Source organism: Psychrobacter halodurans, from assembly GCF_017498075.1.
Lineage (GTDB): Bacteria > Pseudomonadota > Gammaproteobacteria > Pseudomonadales > Moraxellaceae > Psychrobacter > Psychrobacter celer.
Genome location: NZ_JAGBKN010000004.1, coordinates 1 through 20,068, shown reverse-complemented (window position 1 = coordinate 20,068; position 20,068 = coordinate 1). Strand labels below are relative to the sequence as shown.

The window sequence follows — 20,068 nt, the reverse complement described above, 5'->3', positions numbered from 1 at the left end:
GTTGCTAAATATGCACTGGCTTTAGGTCAAAACCTACCTAGCCAGCATTTAAAGCCACTATGTGAGCGTGAAGACTCAAACACAACGATACAACTGAGCGAACGCTTAATCCATCTGGTGATGGGCTTACTATAAATGCGATAAATCCAAAGTCGCAACCTTGCCGCAACCTATTAAATGGCATCAAAACTGCTGACGAATGGTGATCACTTGCTCGCCGCGCTGCACTTGTATCTGCGCCTCGCCAGTTTGCTGGACTTGCTGCAATATGCCCGCGTCTTGGGCAGGATTGTTGCCCACACTTTGCCCATTGACCGTGATGACCTTGTCCCCTGGCTCAAGACCCAAACGATTACGCAGTTGCGCTGGCATCGCCGCCGTCACTTGATAACTCTCTCCTGACGCCATCACCCCCATTCTACTTAGATAGCTGGCGGGGTTTTCTTGCAGCTCGGTGACCGCCTCGGCGATGGCTGATTGCGGACTACTGTCACGATCATCGCTGCCTGTCATGGCCGCCTCATTGTCTATATCAGCTGGCGGCGGTGCGGTGGGCAACATCGTATGATCTGGCAAACGCTGGTTGCTCACCGCACCTGCTATGTTATCGCTTTGATCCAGCGGCATCGCCTCAACCATTCTAATCACAGTTTGCTTGTCAAAGGCATCAGCGATGACGACAGCATTCCAATCGACGGCCACCAATGCATAGTCGCTACCTGTCAGCGTATCACCGATACGATAGTTTTTTACCTCACCATTGACATCGAGTAATGCCGACGACTGGCTCTCTGGCATAGCGAGCAGCACCCCTTTTAACTCGACGTTTGGTGGCGGCTGCACAGGCGCTGCACTCGGCTCAGGGTCAGAGAAGATCGCAAACAAACCTGCGTTGTCATTGCCTGAAGCCGTGCTGCTTTGTAATGGCGCTAAGGGCAAGGCTGGTGCGAGCGGTGCCGCCAGCAAGAGCCAAAATAGCCGCGCCGCTGTCCAGCACAGCCATACCATGGCCAAAAACAGCAACCAACCCGAAAAGCGATTTAGGATATTGAGTACAGGCTTGAGGTTTGCGCTCATATTCAGCATTTACTGCGCCCCCAAACCAGCCAATAAAGGCTGACGCACACTGACGACTGGCGTATCTTGCGGCGCTTGTCCTTTATAGTCAGGCATATTTTCTAGCAGACGTTGCGTCAAACTGACATCTAGCATATTATCGCCATCGATATATAAGTCACCCAAGCGCTTGTCTTGTTGGTTTAGTAGATTGATATGCAAAAGGTTTTTGTTGTTTTTTTGCTCAGCGCTCAGCTCAGCACGCAGCGCAGGCATAGTGATATAAAATACCTTACCGCCACTTGGGTAGCCAACCTCACCGCCCACCCACATAAGCTGACCATCTGCTTGGCTAAAGCCTGCTGCCTTGGCACTGGTCGCACCGCTATCTGTCTGACGTTTGAGCGAGACATTATTGACCTGAATTGGTGTATTGGGCAGTTGCCAATCGATGATACTGGCAAGGGTGGACGGAGCAATTTTGCCACTCATATTATCTACCTGCCACGAGTGCCAGCCTATTTTCACTTGTCCATGCAGGCGGGTTTGTTCTGATTGGATCTCAACCTTGGCGCCGAGCTTACCGAGCAGCAACTGCCATGGCTGCCATGACCAGTCGGCTGTCCCCGTAAGCGAGCTTGCTGCCACAGGCATCTGCCAAATAGCAGACCCTTGCCAGAGATTGCCCGATACGTGCTGCACATAAGGCGTATCGGGCGCATACTTGTTGAGCACCCATGCGGCAGGCATTTGCAGTACCGCAAATAGCGCAAAGAGCACCAGCCCAACGAGCCACCACAGCTTACGGGGACGCTTATGAGACGACGCAGATACTTGGGGCACAGTGTGATAACTCTTATATAAGACAAAAACGTCATTATCATAACAAACAATGGCATACAGATGACAGAAAAAAAGCCAGTATCTTTTTACCAAAAGACTGGCAAAAAAGATACTGGCTTTTATCTGATGCTTGGCTCAGCAACCAGACGCTGGCTGTGCTCATTAAATAGCAAAGTCTTCAAGTTTGCGACCTGCGGCCAACGCCTCTACCAACCAGGTAGGCTTGCGGCCACGGCCCGTCCACGTCTCTTCGCTGTTAGCCGTATTGCGGTATTTAATACTGCGTTTTTTCTCCAGCGTCTCACCAGCTTTTAAAATCTCTTCGATGGTGGTATTGCTGTCTTCTGCAATTTTTTCGAACTGCATATAAGCGTCATATAAACGTTGATGCTGTTTTTTAGCGATAAGTTGCTGAGCATTTTCGGTAATGGCACGTAGCTCATCAACGCCTAAACTATCCAAATCAATAGCACTATTTTTAGTCATAATAAATCCAACTCTATAATAAAATAACAATCTTAATGACCCAATGAACCATTAAGGACGTGACTGACTCAGTATCTGAGTTATCACTTAATCATATGATAACGGCGTTAAGATTATAAACCCATTCAATTATATCTGATTTAAAATAGCTCAATATCGCCATACTCAAACCAAAAAAGGTTTTGGGTCATAAAACTTATCCGCAAAAGTAATATAAACAAAAATATCGCTTATCACAACAGTAGTTTTTTATACGTTTTTGTATAGACTCAGCAGACAGTAAACTTAAGTAAATTTTTAATCTGCTATTACTCCCAATTATTTCTTAATCTTATAAACAATCGCATTTAATAATGAACAAACTTTTTTTATTAAAATAAAAAACTTCAATAATAAAAACGGATATAAAAAAAGAGCCTATTCACATAGGCTCTATCTAACTTAATCAATATTACTTAATTATGTATTCCTCAGAACGGAATATCATCATCGACTGGACCATCAGGCATCGCTGTTGGCTTAGGCTGAGAGGCATTTTGCGCTGGCTGATTGAATGGGTTTTGCTGAGGATTGCTTTGGTTGTTATAAGCATTTTGATTGTTATAACCCCCTTGATTACCGCCCTGCGCCATGCCTTGAGCTGCCACGCCGCCCGCTTGGTTGTAGCCGCCTTGCTGACCAAAGCTGTTTTGGCCGCCTTGATTACCATAGCTCCCGCCTTGGCTTTGACCGCCACCGCTTGCGCCATCGAGCATCTGCATTTGCTCAGCGCGAATCTCGGTGATATAGCGATCTTGACCATTTTGGTCTTGGTATTTACGCGTGCGCAAACTGCCCTCGATATAGACCTTACTGCCCTTACGAAGATACTGCGCTGCAATCTCGCCTAGACGATTAAAGAGTGAGATACGATGCCATTCGGTCGCTTCTCTTTTTTCGCCGCTTTGCTTGTCTGTCCACTGCTCTGATGTCGCAACCGAGATATTGGTCACGCTACCACCGTTGTTAAACTGACGTGCCTCAGGGTCTGCTCCAAGGTTACCGATGATGATAACTTTATTAACTCCGCGCATGATACCGTCCTTTTATTTATGAATAATTTAGTGAATCGTATCTATGATGATTCAATGAAGCCAATATGCCTCATCACCGTTAATGCTATCGACAATACGATTTTACAGTAATTTGATTTTACTTTAACCAATTTTTATTTAAATATCTAGTGGGCTTTGTGCCAGATGCGACAGTGCTTGTCGCGAATCATCGGTAAGCTGGGTTTTGTCCAGCTTAAGATAGGCCACCTGCTCTTTTGCCATGACCACCAGCTCATCTACGCCATCTACCGCCAGCATTTGCCGCGACCAGTCTTGGATATTGATGTTTTTAGGAATGGTAATGGTGGTACTTGATAGATACGGCGGCTGGGCGATCGGAAATATCAGTAATAGCGCCGCGCCCATAATCAGCGCCAGTAATCCCCATGCCAGCAAATTTGGCTGCGTCAAGAGTAAGCCGCCCAGCGCCCCGCCGACAAATGCACCAAAAAACTGACTGGATGAGTTTAGTCCCATCGCTGTGGCTTTATTGGCGACTGGTGCACGCTTGGATATCCAAGACGGTATCGTCGCCTCAAGCAAGTTAAAGCCCATAAAGTATAAGAGTAAACCCAAAATAATCCCAACGCCCACATGGCTACCCAGCGCCAGTAATGCCAGTGCCGCGGTCATCAGGCCGATCGCACCCAAAAACACCTGACGCATTTTGCGCTTTTTTTCTGCGACAATAATAAAGGGTATCGCTACCGCAAAGCCAATAAACAACAGTGGCAAATATACCAAGCCCTGCTGACGAACCGACAAACCCAGCACCTCAAAGAGCTGATGCGGCAAAAGGACAAATATCGCCGTCATGGTCAAATGTAAGGCAAAGATACTGATATGCAGACGGTTTAAATCGCCAATTTTTAGCACGCTGGCCAACTGCTGACCGATAGATTTGTTGTCCAAGTTATGTTTGAGCACTCGTAGCGGCGTCGGCACCACAAACAGTAGCATCATTGCCAATACCGCAAAACCCGATGTCAGCCAAAACAAGCCTGACATACCAAGCGACCCCACCAACAAAGGGCCAAAGGCAAAGGCCAACATAATAGAGGTGGCAATGGTCAAGCCCATCGTCGCCATCGCTTTGGTACGCATCTCCTCGCGCGTGACATCAGCGAGTAGCGCCATCAATACCGCCGACACCGCACCGCTTCCTGCCAGCGCCCGACCGATGATTACTTCATAAATATCGGTGGCGTTGGCTGCAATCATACCGCCCAGAGCAAACAATATCAGACCCAAAAAGATAATCGGCTTACGCGGAAACTTGTCAGCAGCAAGGCTCATCGGTATTTGAAAAATCGCCTGACCCAGCCCATAAACCCCGACCGCCAAACCAATCAAAAACGGCGTAGCATGCGCATAATTGTCGCCATACACCGAAAACACAGGCACAATCATAAACAGGCCAATCATACGCAGGGCAAAGATGCCGCCGACCCCGAGGATTGCCCGTTTTTCTACGCTATTCATACTTGCCTCACAGGTTTATCATTGCTGATATAGTCGATTCACTCTAAAAAATGACGACCAGTAGGTCTATACTTAACTTATTTTAAAATAGATTATCCATACATCAATATCACAGTTGATCTATCAGGGCACTCGCCTACAAATCAAGCCCTCTAAATTAAGGCCCCTAGTATAAGACATTCGCCGTTTGGTTGCCGAGACTTTTGTTTTTTGTTACCAAGTGCGTCTCTAGCGGTTTTTTGCCTTGAATAATGCACGCATCATGACAATAAAGTACAACGTTATCAATAAGGTTGCGGATTTGCTTGAGCCATTAAGTGCTAACTAAGACAAGCTTATCTGGTCAAAACCATAACAAAGGATACCTGTTACGTAACACAGATTTGATTTAGATTGGCTGAGTCTAACAAAACTTGTGAGATAAAAACGGCCTAGATGGTTTAGCTGCCTTAAACGGTTTGGTTAAAGATTACCCAGCTTATAAAAAACGCGCGCGAAAAAGCACGCACTAAAAAATGGGGTAAAAACCGCAGCGAGGCCTGACAAAGACACTATAAAAACCGAAGCAATAAAGAAAGCGTATCGTCTATAAAAGCATCGCTTATAAATAGTTATCGTAAAAACATAGCTTACAAAAACGCTGTTTATAAAAACCAGCTATCTTTTGCGTCACTATTTTGACCCTCATACACTTTAAAAATAACATAGCGCGACTGGGATGCTGTTTTACATGGCTGGTTTAAATGTAGGTTGCGCTCACTACTTCTTATACATCAGTATCTTTATCCATCACTTTAGCAAATAGGAAACCTATCACCGATGGCAAATGACCACATTGCAATACGCGGCGCCCGCACGCACAACCTAAAAAACATCGATCTGGACATCCCGCGCGATAAGTTCGTGGTAATCACAGGTTTATCAGGCTCTGGTAAATCGTCCTTGGCGTTTGACACCTTGTATGCCGAAGGGCAACGCCGCTATGTCGAGAGCCTGTCCGCCTATGCGCGTCAGTTCCTCTCACAAATGGAGAAGCCCGAAGTCGATAGCATCGAGGGACTCTCCCCTGCTATTGCCATTGAGCAAAAATCCACCAACCACAACCCGCGCTCGACGGTCGGTACCATCACCGAGATCTATGACTATCTGCGCCTGCTCTATGCCCGTATCGGCACGCCTTATTGCCCCGAGCATGGCGAACCCATGGTTGCGCAGTCTGTCACCGAGATGGTCGATCAGATCATGGCGCTGCCGACAGACACCAAGCTTATGATCCTGGCTCCTGTAATTCGTGAGCGTAAAGGCGAGCATACGGTCTTACTTGAGCAGCTGATCGGACAAGGCTTCGTCCGTGTGCGTGTCGATGGCGATGTCTATGATACCGATGAGCTACCCACGCTCGATAAAAAGAAAAAACATACCATCGAAGTCGTCGTCGATCGTTTTAAAGTCCGCGACGATTTGGGCAACCGCGTCGCCGAAAGTCTCGAGACTGCCCTGCGCTTAGGCCAAGGTCTGGTCACGCTACACTTTATGGATGGCAATCCTACTGAGGGCGGGGACGCCAATCAAGTCATGTCGTCGAAGCACTCCTGCCCTGTCTGTGATCGAGCAGTGCCTGAGCTTGAGCCGCGGATGTTTAGTTTTAACAACCCGTACGGCGCTTGCCCAAGCTGTGACGGTCTGGGTAAACGTCAGTATTTTGCTGCTGAGAAGCTGATTACCCATCATGAAAAATCGCTCAACCAAGGCGCAATCAATGGTTGGGACAAGCGTCATGCCTATTATTTTGGCCTGCTCTCTACCGTTTGCAAGCACTTTGACATCGATATGGATGCGCCGTGGCAAGCACTGCCAAAAGCGCAACAAGACATCATCATGCACGGCTCTGGTAAAGAAAAACTGAGTTTTAACTTCACCGATGAGCGCGGGCGCAAGACCAATAAGACGGTACCATTTGAAGGCGTATTGCCCTATCTTGAGCGGCGTTATGCCAAGACCCAAAGTAACCTTGTGCGTGATGAGCTGGCAAAATATCTGGCTGATACTACCTGCAACGTCTGCGATGGTGCACGTCTCAATGAAATCTCGCGCAACGTGCGTGTCGATGAGCAGACCATCGCCGATATCGTCAAGCTCTCCATCGGTGATGCCGCTGACTATTATAAAACCTTAAAGATTGGCGGCCATAAAGGTGAAGTGGCAGAAAAAATCTTTAAAGAGATTAATGAGCGCCTGAACTTCCTCGTCAGTGTCGGGCTAGATTATTTGACCCTTGCTCGCTCTGCTGAGACGCTATCGGGCGGGGAGGCACAGCGTATCCGTCTTGCCAGCCAAATCGGTGCTGGTCTGATGGGCGTTATGTATGTGCTCGATGAGCCGTCAATCGGTCTGCATCAGCGTGACAATGATCGCTTGCTAAAGACTCTAACGCGGCTGCGTGACTTGGGTAATACGGTACTGGTCGTTGAGCATGACGAAGACGCCATACGTCAAGCCGATCACGTCATCGATATCGGTGTCGGCGCAGGCGTGCATGGCGGTCACATCATCGCCCAAGGTACGATCGATGAGATCATGGCGACCCCAGACTCGCTGACCGGACAATATATGTCTGGTGAGAAAAAAATCGAGATTCCCAAAGTACGGCATAAAGCCAAGACCATGGAAGTTGAGACCAAAGGTAAAGCCAAACCAAAGCAGGTGCCAATGACGATTGAGCTAAAAGGCGCGTCAGGTAACAACTTAAAAGACGTCGATCTGAGCTTGCCAGTCGGTGTGATGACCTGTGTCACTGGCGTATCCGGCTCGGGCAAATCAACCTTGATCAACCGCACCTTGATGCCGATTGCAGCGACTCAGTTAAATAACGCTTCTACCCTTATCGCGGATAAGCATGACAGCATCAGCGGGCTTGAACATTTGGACAAAATGGTCGATATCGACCAAAGCCCGATCGGCCGTACCCCGCGCTCAAATCCTGCCACCTATACTGGCGTGTTTACCCCTGTGCGTGAAATGTTTGCTCAAACGCCTGAGGCGCGCGCCCGTGGTTATAAGCCCGGCCGCTTTAGTTTCAACGTCAAAGGCGGCCGCTGTGAGATGTGTCAGGGCGATGGCCTGATCAAAGTTGAGATGCACTTCTTGCCAGATATGTATGTACCCTGTGACAGCTGTGATGGCAAACGCTATAATCGCGAGACGCTAGAGATCTACTATAAAGGCAAAAGCATCGCTGAAGTGCTCGATATGACCGTTGAAGATGCCACTGAGTTCTTCTCAGCGATCCCAGCGATCTATCGCCGTCTACAAGCGCTCATGGATGTCGGTCTTGGCTATATTCGCTTGGGTCAATCCGCGCCGACCCTGTCTGGCGGTGAAGCTCAGCGGGTCAAACTGGCGCGTGAGCTGGCCAAGCGTGATACAGGGCAAACGCTGTATATCTTGGATGAGCCGACCACTGGCCTGCATTTCCATGATATCGATAAGCTGCTTAATATCCTGCATGCGCTGCGTGATAAAGGCAATACCATCGTGGTCATCGAGCATAACTTAGATGTGATCAAAACCGCGGATTGGGTGATTGATCTTGGCCCTGAAGGCGGTAAAGGCGGCGGTATGATCATCGCTGAAGGTACGCCTGAGGAAGTGGCGGAAGTCAAAGGCTCGTATACTGGTGAGTTTTTAAAGCCGATGCTTAAGCAGGCGATGTCTGAGGCAGGTTAGTTTAGTTAATTGTTTGGTTTTAATTTAAAGGCTGCTCTTTTGAGCTGACCCCATAAGTTGGATACAACTAACTAATGGGGGCAGCTCAGTTTGACTTACCTTTTTTGATGTTATGTACTGATTTATTTATGTTTAATCGTCCGAGTCACTACCCCAGTCGTGGTGCCACTCATGGTATTGGTCGGCGCTTTTACAGCGGCTTGATAAACTGGCATCACGTCAGGTAGCAGTGCTTGGATTTTGGCGATACGCTGCCCTGAGTTTGGATGCGTAGACATCAACGTGACTAAGGTGTTGCTGCGACCATTTGCCGCTTCCATTTTTTTCCATACTGCAATGGCAGCTTCTGGATTGTAGCCTGCTTGCGCCATCAAACGTAAGCCACCTGCATCGGCTTGTGACTCTTGACTACGAGAAAACGGCTTATCAATGCCAAAGTCACTAATCAAACCCAGCGCCTCATTACTCAGCCCTGTTTCCGCCTGTATCGCGGCACCTCCTAACTGAAGTGCTAGGCTTGTCAGAATTTTTTGCCCAGCATCCTTTTTGCTGTGCTCAGCTAATGCATGGGTCATTTCGTGTCCCATGATTGCCGCGATCTCTGCATCTGTCAACTGTAGTTTTTCTACAATACCGGTATAAAACGCCATTTTACCACCAGGCATTGCCCAAGCGTTTAATTCAGGCGAGCGTATCACAGTGACCTGCCAATCAAAGGGCACCCCTGTTGTGTTAGCGCGCACAGCATAGGGCTTCATACGATGAAAAACCCGATTTACCCGCGCGGCGGTGGCAGAGGTATTGTCTACCGCGCCTTGACTATGAGCGCTAGAAACCACTTGCGAGTAGCTTTTTGCCGCATCGATATTCATGGTAGCAGTATCATATCCTGCGATATCAGCGACCGTGGTGCAGCCTGCTAAAGTAGTAACCGTAGTCAGCAATAGTGCATTTTTTATTTTTTGAAACGTTGTCATCAGACGTCCTATTTGAGAGCCATAACCATTAAAATGTAACCGATATGTAACTAATGTGTCTAAATTGCACGAAGAGATTATCACGGTAAAAAACAAAAGTCTATCAATTTAACAGTCTATTGTTTGGCTATATCAAGATTGCACGCTTATCCTAACCGCTCAGTTAGGTTTTTTTGTCATTGCGGCAAAATGGATAACGGACTTACTCTAAACAAACTCCCGCTCTATACTCATCACCCGCGCATCTACCGTGCGCTCTATCTTCTCCTCAATTTGACGGCATTGCGACTCGACCTCACGTTTGGACAGCCCGACGATGACAAACGTCCACTCGCTGGCGTCATGGCGCTCGCGCGCGCCGCTCTCACAGACGGCGACGCTTGGCGTATTGCCAAAGCGCGCATGCAAGCCGCCCATACGTTGACGTTTTTCTTTAAGTGAGCGACAGCCAGCTAGCGCAAAAGTCAGGGTTAAGATAGCAATATGCATTTTATTCTCCTTGCGACAATGGTTTACGCCTTATAATAGTAGCAAATCAATAGCGCAAGTTATGCTATCGTTACCTTGCTATATCGATACGTCATCACTACTTCTCATCCCTTATAACCCTCATAAGAGCGACAGTAGCCAACATGCCCAGCTTACCCATGACTTCTATCAGCTACGTACAGCAGCAGCGCATCACTCGGCTATGCGTGCGCTGCGGATTACTTCTTATGCAGTATGGCGCAGAGTCTGCGGTGGTGGTGGATTTATCCAAACGCTTGGGGCTGGCCTTAGGCATGAATAGCGTCGAATGCTCGCTGAACTTTAACGCCATTACCTTGACCACCATCTGTGATGAGCGCTGTATCACCACCACCCGAGACACCATCAACCAAAGCATCAATGTCAATTTACTCGTACAAATCCAGCAAATCATCAATAAAACCGAAGCCGATACCAATAGCGGCAAGCTAGGTAACAATACGCTAAAGTCTGAGCTGACGGACCGCACCATCCTTGCCTTTGATGAGCTAGATAAGGCGGTGTATCCAACGTGGTTGGTGGGCATATTTGTAGGGGCGTCTTGCGCTGCATTTGCCTATCTAAACGGCGGCAGCTGGGCGATTACTGGGGTGACCTTTATCGCCGGTATGGTGGCGATGTTTACTCGTATTTATTTGTCCAAGCATCATTTCAACCCTTTTATCACCGTCATTGCCACCGCTTTTATCGCCTCCTTGATCGGGGCGACGACTTATTATTTTGATATTGGCAATAATGCCGATATTGCGGTGGCCTCTAGCGTGCTACTACTGGTGCCCAGCTTTCCTTTGATCAACTCCTTATCCGATATCTTAAAGGGCTATGTCAATATCGGCGTTGGGCGGGCGGTGTTTACTTATATGCTGACCTTGTCCGCGTGCGTGGGCATCGTCATGGCGCTGGTGTTACTGCAAATACAGCATTGGGGGTTTTGATATGTGGCTCATTGAGACTGTCGCGCTATCATGCATCATCACTCTTGGTTGGACGCTGATGTTTACCGTGCCCAAACGCTATATTTTGCCGTGTTTGCTGATGACGGCGTTTGGCTTCGGACTAAAAACAGCCCTTGTCTATCAGCATGTCCATCTGGCGGTGGCCAGCTTTTTTGGGGCGATGCTTGCCAGCTTTTTGGGAGTATATTTTTCTAAAAAATATACGCTGCCGCCCAAAGCACTGATCTCACCAAGCGTCATCTGTATGATGCCCGGTATCGCTGCTTATAAGGCAATGGTCAGTATGGTACAGATAGGCTATTTTGGTTTTTCGGACGAGTTATTTAGCCAAATGATGGTGTATTTGTTCGAGGCCTTGTTTGTGACCTCAGGGTTGGTGCTGGGTCTGTCGATTCCTGGGCTGTTATTTTATAGACGTCGCGCCATTGTTTAGGTATCGTTTATAGTATGTTGGGTCTTTGCCCATTCTCTTAATAGCGGCTGTTTATGTTGTACCATACCTACAGTGGTCGGTTGCACCCTGCCGCGACAATACTCAAGACAGCACTTATCAATCATACATATAAGGATAAAACATGAGCAAACATTATGATTATATCGCCATTGGCGGCGGTAGCGGCGGTATTGCCTCGATCAACCGCGCCGCCAGCTACGGCAAAAAATGCGCCATTATCGAAGCGGCGCAATTGGGCGGTACGTGCGTCAACTGGGGCTGCGTACCCAAAAAGGTGATGTGGTATGGCGCGCAAGTGGCCGAAGCGATTGAGAAGTATGCGCCAGATTATGGCTTTGATGTGGAATTAAAAAACTTTGACTTTCAAAAACTGGTACAAAGCCGCCAGCAATATATCCAAAATATCCACCGCTCTTATGACAATAATCTGGCCAAAAACGGCGTGGAAGTAATCAAAGGCTTTGCAAAATTTGTCGATACCAATACGGTCGAAGTCAATGGCGAGCAAATCACTGCCGATCATATCCTGATCGCGACGGGCGGACAGCCCATTAAGCCTAATATCAAAGGCGCAGAGCACGGCATCGATTCTGATGGTTTTTTTAAATTGACTCATTTGCCAAAAAGGGTCGCTATCGCAGGCGCAGGCTATATCGCTGTCGAAATCGCAGGCGTACTCAACAGCCTCGGCGCTGAGGTACATCTCTATGTCCGCCAGCATTCGCCGCTGCGCTCGTTTGATCACACTATCGTCGAGGCGCTGCTGATAGAGATGGAGCAAGACGGTATTCATCTGCATACCAACACCACACTCACCGAAGTCAATAAAAACGAAGATGGCTGTTTAGAGCTGTTCACCAAAGATGGTACGCTTGATACGGTCGATTGCTTGATTTGGGCAATTGGGCGCGCGCCTTCAACCGACAACATCAACCTGCAAGTAACGGGCGTAGAAACCACCGAGTTTGGCAAAATCAAAGTCGATAAATTCCAAAATACCAATATCGATGGTATTTACGCAGTCGGTGATATTATCGAAAATAGTATTGATCTGACACCAGTTGCCATCGCCGCTGGTAGGCGTCTGTCTGAGCGCTTATTTAACGACAAGACCGATGAGCATTTAACATACGAGCTGGTACCGACGGTGATTTTTACTCACCCTGCGATTGGGACGGTTGGCTTATCTGAGATCGATGCGGTGGCGCAGTATGGCAAAGACACCATCAAATGCTACACCTCGACCTTTACCTCGATGTATAGCGCGGTGACGCAGCATCGCCAAAAGTGCGTGATGAAGCTGGTGTGCTTAGGTGAGGAGGAAAAAATCATCGGCCTACATGGCATCGGTTACGGGGTCGATGAAATGCTGCAAGGCTTTGCAGTGGCAATCAAGATGGGTGCGACTAAGGCTGACTTTGACAATACCGTCGCCATCCATCCGACAGGTGCAGAAGAGTTTGTGACGATGCGTTAGACAGACTGAATGAGAAGAAAGGCTATTTTTAACGAAATGGCCTTTTTTATTGTCTATTTTTGCTTTAGTGTAAAACCAGATACAGACAGCACAATCCTGATGCTGCTATGATGCGTTTAATAATGACCGTTGCGAGATGACTGTGTGGCAGGTGTACCTTTTTATATTACCCGTGGGCTTAGGCATCATGACCTTGGCAGGAAGTTTGCTATTTTTATTCGCTTTTCTCATGTCTGATGATAATGCCACGCGCGTGCCTGCTTTTACTTGGTTTAAGCGTTTGATTATCGTGGCATTTATCTTGTTGAGTGTCGGCCTGTTTATGACCTTTGGGCATTTTTGGGGTTAGGGTTTACGCACTCACCACTTTTTCTAATTCTAATAATTCTAAATCTTGACGTTTTGGTTCGCCATTATTACCGTCATCTGGAAATGGCATTTTATTGCCATTTAGCTGATAGCCGCGGCGCTGATAGTAGGCTAATAGCTCGGGGCGATGGCTCAAGATAGACATCGTGAGACGACTTGGCTGGCCGTTATCTGCTAGATGCCGCGTAGCAAACGTCTCTGCCGCTTGTAATATCTCATTGCCAACGCCGCACCCTTGCAGCTCTGGATGCACGGCAAACATACCGATATAAGCACAAGTGGCTGCATTGTCATCTGTTTTTATGTCCACTGCGATGCAGCCTAGCAGCTCGCCTGTTTCTGCATCATCACGTGCGCCTGTCGTGGTTTTTGGATAAACAAACAGGTAGTGTGTTGGATGATCGATGACGCCTGCCAGCTCGTCTGCCGTGGTACGAATACCGCCCACCAGATCCGCTTCATTCGTCCAGCCTGCGGTCTCTCGGTAGCAGCGGTTGAGTAGCTGCTCGAGCGCTGCGATATCGGCGCGGCGGGCTTGCCGCAAAAACACAGGGCGATTTTTGGTAGTATTGCTATCCATATGAGGGTATGTCCTTTTACTGCTTCTATATATAGCGTGTGATATGAAAAGCTGACCTATCTGTAGGCCAGCTTTTTATAGTAAACCTTATCCGCCTGTAAATGCTAGCGCGACAGTAGTTGTGCTTGCGCAATCATGTCAAATCCGGCACTGAGCTGCGCGCGTGTTGGCGCATGACCACGGCGTAATAGCTCAGAAAACGCGATCAGCTCTTTGTCTCGTCCAAGCGAGCTTGCAGCACTGGCACGGGTGTCTTCCGCCTCATCATCGAAGTAGTATTCGATATAATCTAGGCTATCTGGCGAGCCAAATAATATGCCTTTATCAGGGGTTGCGGCATGTCCGCTGTAGCGTAGGCTTTTGCCATATTGTCCAGTCCAAAAAAACGGAATACGTTCCTCTAGCGAGTGGTCATTGTCTTCATTTAAGATGGCAGCAGCCGTTACCATGCCATGCTGTAAGGCCACGCGCCAATGCTCGATACGCATACGCCCCATCTGATTGGTGGCTTTGGCAATATCACCCAGTGCATAGACGCCGTCGCGTAGCTGTAGATGCTCATCGACTTGCACGCCATCGGGGTCATTTACTTCATTTAATAGCTCGGTACGTGGTGCCACGCCCGTACCCAAAACCACCACGTCCGCTGCCAGCGTACTGCCGTCTGACAGTGTGACACCGCTGACGTGACTGCCGTCTCCATCGATGCTCTCAACACCTGCACCAAACACAAAGCGTACCCCATTTTCTTCATGCAGTTTGATAAGCGCATTACTCACCGCCTCAGAGACGATATTGCTCATGACGCGGCGACTGCGCCCGACGATGGTGACGGAGGCGGCATTGCCAGCCTGCATCAGCGCTGACGCCGCCTCCATGCCGATAAATCCTGTACCGACGATGACGACGTTTTTGTTATTGGTAGCACCTTTGATCGCCTTAGCATCATCCATACTACGTAGCGTATAGACGCCCGCTAGCTCAGCACCTTGAAATGGCGGTATCTTCGGCTCGGCGCCTGTTGCCACGACCAAAAAATCCGCAGCCTGTTGCTCGTGGTTACCATCGTCGCCTTCAATGACAATCGTACGCTCATTGGGCAGTACTGCGCTGACGGTTTGATTTAAGCGCAGCTCAATGTTGTTATTACTGGCCCACTCGCGGCCGCCTAGCATCAGATACTTCTCATCCATCTTGCCTGCCAAAAACATTTTGGACAATAAAGGGCGGTTGTAAGGAGCGTAACTGTCCTTACTAATTAAAGTAATTTTGCCGCCATAACCCGTATGACGTAGCTGATTGGCGGTCATAAATCCTGCACCGCCGCCGCCTACGATGATGGTATGCGTGTCGGTCAGCTTGTCATTTGCGGTACGATTGTCTATCTTGGCCGCGGTATCCACCACCAACCGTTCGCCCTCATCGACCAGCTCATATTGAGTCAGGCCGCGCATCGCGACAGGCTCTAATAGCGTACCGTCGCGGCTGTCAAAACTACCATGATGCCATGGACAGATCACTCTATCGCCGCAGCGCAACCCCTCACCTAAATCGGCACCGGCATGCGGACATTTGCCATCAAATGCGCTAAACTCATCACGGTCTCGCGTGACTAAAATGATGCTATCGTCTTCTTGTTTATAAGACTTCATGCCACCATCTGGGATGTCGGACTTATCTATAGTCACTAAATTTTTGGCGGCGATTTTGTCAGCAGCTTGATTATTGTTTGTTTGGCTCATAGGTCATCCTTAACAGTTATTGTTGATAGGCTGGCATCCGTATTAGCTTAGGCGGGCTTGGGCAGGATTGTATTGGCTCAAACCAAAAGACCACTTATAGACATTTAGACACTACATTCAAAAATACGTATTATCTGATAGTAGCAAGACCTCTTGGCTGACGCTGTTTATTTGTATGCGTGCCACGTTGCAAAACGTAACTTTTTTTCTGTTATTCTCATTACTTATATTCTCATTACTTACCTTTATCTCGCGTACGTCCCTCTTACCCTTATCAAAACAAAAGACACCTTTATGACTTCCCAAGATCAAGATAATCAGAACGATACAACGACACATCAGCCACCTACTCATGAGCGGGCTATGAGCGACACGCTGACAAGCACTGATATAAAAGCGGCGACAGACACCGAGCGGCTGCCGCAGCCTATACCGCAACCTTTAAGGCAGGCAACTTATAAAACCCAAAACAACGACTTTATTGTCAATGAAATATTGCCGCTTGACTTCACAGGCGAGGGTGAGCACTTGTGGCTGCATATCAAAAAATCAGGGATAAATACGGCCTATCTGGCCAAGCTGCTATCAGAATGGGCAGAGATTCCGTTGCGTGATGTTGGTTATTCGGGGCTAAAAGACCGTCATGCGCTGACGACGCAGTGGTTTAGCTTAAGAATCCCCAAAAAGCAACTGCCCAACTCGGAGTTTGCCCCAGTAGACATCAGCGACAACGAGTCCGTCACCATCATCGCCCAGCATTGGCACCACAAAAAGCTCAATCGCGGTACTCACCGTGCCAATCAATTTACCATTATCCTACGAGAAATCGAGTTTGCCAGTAATATCGCAGCTACTGACGCCAAGCAGGCAACCGAGCAACATCTGGCTACTATCAGCAAAACAGGCGTGCCCAATTACTTTGGCCCCCAGCGTTTTGGTTATGAAGGCAGCAACGTCGCAGAAGCCCTACGGCTATTTGCTCGTCCCATACCGGCGAGCAAACCAAAAACCAAAAAGAGTAAACGCAAACGCGCGCCACGTGAGCAAAACGCCATGGAGCTGTCTGCGGCTCGTAGTCTGATATTTAATGAGATATTGGCAGCCAGAGTCCGCGTAGGCAACTGGGATAACGGGCTGGCAGGTGAGGTATTTAACTTAAACGGCTCAGGCTCGATATTTGGCAGCGAGGCAATAGACGATGCCTTACGCGCACGGATGATGAGTGGTGATATTCATCCGACTGGCGTGCTGTGGGGCGTGAGTAACGATAAGGTCAGCGGCATGGCAGCGCAGCTTGAGAGCGATATTGTGAGAAATGACACCTTATTGACACAGCTGGCCATGGGCTTAGAGCAGCGCGATGTCAAAGCCCAGCGCCGAGCTCTACGCTTGCCAATTGAAGCGCTAAGCTGGGAGTGGTTAGATGCGTCCGAGAGCAATGAGCAAGCGCTGATACTGAGCTTTACCTTGACGACTGGCAGCTTTGCCACCAGTGTATTGGCCAGCATCGTCCAGCATTTACAGTTGGGCCCAGCTTAAATACCACACAGCATCACATGGCGGCTATTTTCGCTGACGAACATGTGATTGGCACTGACCACTTGGTCGCGGCCACGGTCTTTTGCTTCATAGAGCGCCTTGTCCGCTGTACAGATTAAACGCTGGCAAATATCAGGTGGCAAAAGGGTCTGGTACTCTGGCGGTAAGGCGGATCTGTGGTGGCGGGGTTTGCCTGCGGGCGCTGGTTGCAGCGCCGCCTCTAACTGTAGCTGCTCTGTACGGGCTTGTTTCATACACACGCTTTGTTCGTGAGTGAACGTGTATAGCCCCAAGCTTGCAGTGACGCTAAACGCCTCATTATCATCGACCTTGATGATGTGCTTGCTGATGTCTTTGCGGAGCTGTTCGGCGATGAGCATCGCCCCATCATGACTCGTGGCTGGCAGGACAATCAAAAACTCTTCGCCGCCATAGCGGCTCACGATGGCCGCATCGGTCAATGCCTGCGTCAGCGTCTGCGCCACTTCAAACAACACCTGATCGCCGACCTCATGGCCATAGGTGTCATTGATGTCTTTAAACCAATCCAAATCTAGCAAGATAACGCTAAAGTCCTGCCCATCTTGTAGCTCTTTTAGCGCTTGCTTCATCTGCGTCAAACCGTATCGACGATTTTTGAGCTGGGTTAGCTCGTCTTGATTGGCATGCTTTAATATCTCGTTTTTGCTGTCATCTAATATCAACAACAACGTACGAAACATATAAACAATAAAGATTGCTTTGGGTAAGGCCAGTAGCACGTGGGTTGCGCGCCAAAAAAACGTCGAAGAGCGCTGTAGCTCGCTGATACTCGACCAGTCTAACGTCACCCCCTTAAACACCGAGGTGGCAAGCGTGTTTTCGATCGCCATCAGCTCGTTATACGTCAGGTAGTTTTGGCTGTCTAAAAATGGATAAACAAACGTCAGTTGACGCAAGTTGGGCAGATGAATACCGAAGTAAGGCGCCAAGATAGCCAATAAAATCAGAGCAATCTGTAGCAAAAACACACGCCACGCATAGCGGCGTTTGATCAGCATCATCCCAAGCATCGCACCGCCTACCAGCGAGACACCCGCAAACAAACTGCTATAACCGACCATGATGATCACAGTGGCGATATAAAAAGTATAAGGCACCACCAACAGCAGCTGCCATTTGTTTAAGTTTTTGTTTTTTATGGCAGTCGTTTGCCGTTTAAGATGCGACAGATGGCGTGCGATACCCCAAAAAAACACACCCATCACCGTGATGCCAAACCACAGCGGATACAACAGATGGATATAAACATAAGCGCCTAAGGCATCTTGATACCACCAGACAAACGCACACCAAAGCCAGTGTAAAAACACCTCCATCAAGATAAACACTGCCAATAAAGCAGTCCTATCAGCAGCTTGCCATTCGAAGATTGCTCGCGAGAGTCGCTTGTAGCCTAAATGAGGAAACGATACAGACATAGTTTGGCTACCGCAAAAAATGTAAATACACCAGACATAATATGAGTGAAAGCAACCAACGACTACAACTGCTATATAAAAATAAGCGTCTATTAAATATAAGCTCAGATAACTGCATGCGTAAGAGATAAACGTCCTACCCATCGTACAAACGCTGGCTACCACTTAAGTGTGGCAAGATTTTTCTGAGGTTTCAATCTGTTTTGGCTATTTATTAGACAAACGCTCACCTCAAAGTGTAACCAAATAAGCGGCGGCCTCGCGCTTCTAGACAGATGTATATGGGCCGTTAGCCAAGCGTGGTAAACGACTGCCAGACGCCTTGTTGGTCAGGTGTCAATACAGGAACGTCGCCCAAGCGCCGCCACGGCATATTGCTACCATGAAAGTCACTACCAACCGAAGCCACCAAATTATTGGCGGCGATACTACGATCGACCATGCGGCGGGTGCTGATAGGCTCACTGGTGGCAGGCAGCTCACAACCATCACCGCCCAGCCCAGCAAACTCTTCGATCAGCTTACGCACCCGCGTGGCTGAGAGATGATAACGCGTCGGATGTGCCAATACAGCCTTGCCGCCACACGCATGTATCAGCTCGATACCCTCAGCCATGCTCAGCGCATCGATTGCCACATAGGCAGGTTTATTATCCGCCAGATATTTATCAAAGGCCTTTTGTACCGTTTTGACGTCGCCGCGCTCAAACAGTACCTGACCGATATGGGCGCGCCCGACCCCTTGCGGGTTGCCACCGGCTTTATCCAGTACGGCCTGCCACAGCTCCTCATAATCGAGACTTAATAACTCACTAAGCTTTTCAGTGATTTTCTGACCGCGAGTAGCGCGGCTGTCTTGTAACTGCTGCAAAGTTGCGTGCATTTTATCTCGGTCAATAAAATCCAGCCCCAGCACATGGATGATTTTTTTGGTTGATTTGTTTTTGCCATAGCCGCCGCTAAGCGTATGCTCACAGCTAATCTCAACCCCATTAATCAGCTGCATATCGCAGGCCGTCGCCGCTACCCGCGCCTCATCAATCCCCGCCAGCGTATCATGATCGGTCAGTGCCAATACATTGACACCAGCTGCATGGGCACGTTGCACCACTTCGGTCGGTGCATAAGTACCATCAGAGCAGGTACTGTGACAATGTAAATCAAATTTCATAAAATAAGCCTTAGCTTTAATAGTATATAAAAGTATAGTCAGTTCGAAATAAAATCGATGCGCTCATATGAACGGGCAACTGGTATAAATTTTCCTTGCTTGCTGTGTCTACGCTGACAGATGCTGCG

Annotated in this window: 16 protein-coding genes; 5 read left to right on the top strand and 11 right to left on the bottom strand. The window is 48.5% G+C overall.

Translation table 11 applies throughout. The features are described 5' to 3' along the window. Positions 1-183: 183 nt before the first annotated feature. From J3491_RS02810 to J3491_RS02790, 5 genes are all read right to left on the bottom strand, one after another. Positions 184-1,086: a type II secretion system protein N gene (locus J3491_RS02810; RefSeq protein WP_207969135.1), complete on the bottom strand. Its 903-nt coding sequence runs from the start codon at positions 1,084-1,086 to the stop codon at positions 184-186. Further along, entirely contained in the window at positions 1,087-1,899 is an 813-nt protein-coding gene (gene gspN, locus J3491_RS02805; protein WP_207969134.1) for a type II secretion system protein N, read from the bottom strand. Positions 1,900-2,061: 162 nt separating this feature from the next. Continuing rightward, positions 2,062-2,385 (bottom strand): H-NS histone family protein, encoded by a 324-nt coding sequence (locus J3491_RS02800; RefSeq protein ID WP_075100512.1) that lies wholly within the window; start codon positions 2,383-2,385, stop codon positions 2,062-2,064. Between the two features lie 470 nt (positions 2,386-2,855). Then, the gene (gene ssb / locus J3491_RS02795) at positions 2,856-3,458 is read right to left on the bottom strand and encodes a single-stranded DNA-binding protein (RefSeq protein ID WP_207969133.1); all 603 of its coding nucleotides are present in this window, start codon (positions 3,456-3,458) and stop codon (positions 2,856-2,858) included. Positions 3,459-3,596: 138 nt separating this feature from the next. Then, entirely contained in the window at positions 3,597-4,961 is a 1,365-nt protein-coding gene (locus J3491_RS02790; protein ID WP_207969132.1) for an MFS transporter, read from the bottom strand. Positions 4,962-5,780: 819 nt separating this feature from the next. Here J3491_RS02790 and uvrA point away from each other — a divergent pair. Continuing rightward, a complete protein-coding gene (uvrA, locus tag J3491_RS02785; protein ID WP_207969131.1) occupies positions 5,781-8,687 on the top strand; it encodes an excinuclease ABC subunit UvrA in 2,907 nt (968 codons plus the stop codon). Positions 8,688-8,809: 122 nt separating this feature from the next. Here the strand turns inward: uvrA and J3491_RS02780 are convergent, their stop codons facing one another. Both J3491_RS02780 and J3491_RS02775 read right to left on the bottom strand, forming a co-directional pair. Next, positions 8,810-9,664 (bottom strand): M48 family metallopeptidase, encoded by an 855-nt coding sequence (locus J3491_RS02780; RefSeq protein WP_207969130.1) that lies wholly within the window; start codon positions 9,662-9,664, stop codon positions 8,810-8,812. A 207-nt stretch (positions 9,665-9,871) separates the two neighbouring features. Continuing rightward, the gene (locus tag J3491_RS02775; protein ID WP_207969129.1) at positions 9,872-10,153 is read right to left on the bottom strand and encodes a DUF503 domain-containing protein; all 282 of its coding nucleotides are present in this window, start codon (positions 10,151-10,153) and stop codon (positions 9,872-9,874) included. Between the two features lie 158 nt (positions 10,154-10,311). Here J3491_RS02775 and J3491_RS02770 point away from each other — a divergent pair, with 158 nt between their 5' ends. The 3 genes from J3491_RS02770 (at position 10,312) to gorA (ending at position 13,079) form a co-directional block, all read left to right on the top strand. Beyond that, positions 10,312-11,127, top strand: coding sequence for a threonine/serine exporter family protein (locus J3491_RS02770; RefSeq protein ID WP_207969207.1), 816 nt, complete (start codon positions 10,312-10,314; stop codon positions 11,125-11,127). Between the two features lies 1 nt (position 11,128). Continuing rightward, positions 11,129-11,581: a threonine/serine exporter family protein gene (locus J3491_RS02765; protein WP_075100506.1), complete on the top strand. Its 453-nt coding sequence runs from the start codon at positions 11,129-11,131 to the stop codon at positions 11,579-11,581. Positions 11,582-11,723: 142 nt separating this feature from the next. Next, positions 11,724-13,079 (top strand): glutathione-disulfide reductase, encoded by a 1,356-nt coding sequence (gene gorA, locus J3491_RS02760; RefSeq protein WP_207969128.1) that lies wholly within the window; start codon positions 11,724-11,726, stop codon positions 13,077-13,079. Positions 13,080-13,431: 352 nt separating this feature from the next. Here the strand turns inward: gorA and J3491_RS02750 are convergent, their stop codons facing one another. Together J3491_RS02750 and J3491_RS02745 are read right to left on the bottom strand one after the other, a co-directional pair. After that, on the bottom strand, positions 13,432-14,028 hold the full coding sequence (locus J3491_RS02750; protein WP_075100503.1) for a GNAT family N-acetyltransferase: 597 nt from the start codon (positions 14,026-14,028) through the stop codon (positions 13,432-13,434). A 104-nt stretch (positions 14,029-14,132) separates the two neighbouring features. Beyond that, positions 14,133-15,770 carry an FAD-dependent oxidoreductase gene (locus J3491_RS02745; RefSeq protein ID WP_207969127.1) on the bottom strand — a complete coding sequence of 546 codons (1,638 nt, stop codon included), beginning with the start codon at positions 15,768-15,770 and terminating at the stop codon, positions 14,133-14,135. A 363-nt stretch (positions 15,771-16,133) separates the two neighbouring features. Between J3491_RS02745 and truD the strand changes: the two genes are divergently transcribed. Further along, positions 16,134-17,309 (top strand): tRNA pseudouridine(13) synthase TruD, encoded by a 1,176-nt coding sequence (gene truD / locus J3491_RS02740; RefSeq protein WP_207969206.1) that lies wholly within the window; start codon positions 16,134-16,136, stop codon positions 17,307-17,309. Here the strand turns inward: truD and J3491_RS02735 are convergent. Continuing rightward, complete coding sequence (locus tag J3491_RS02735; protein WP_207969126.1) at positions 17,306-18,769, bottom strand: GGDEF domain-containing protein; 1,464 nt, start codon at positions 18,767-18,769, stop codon at positions 17,306-17,308. The genes truD and J3491_RS02735 overlap by 4 nt on opposite strands. 289 nt (positions 18,770-19,058) lie before the next feature. After that, entirely contained in the window at positions 19,059-19,940 is an 882-nt protein-coding gene (locus tag J3491_RS02730; RefSeq protein WP_207969125.1) for a PHP domain-containing protein, read from the bottom strand. Between the last annotated feature and the right edge of the window lie 128 nt (positions 19,941-20,068).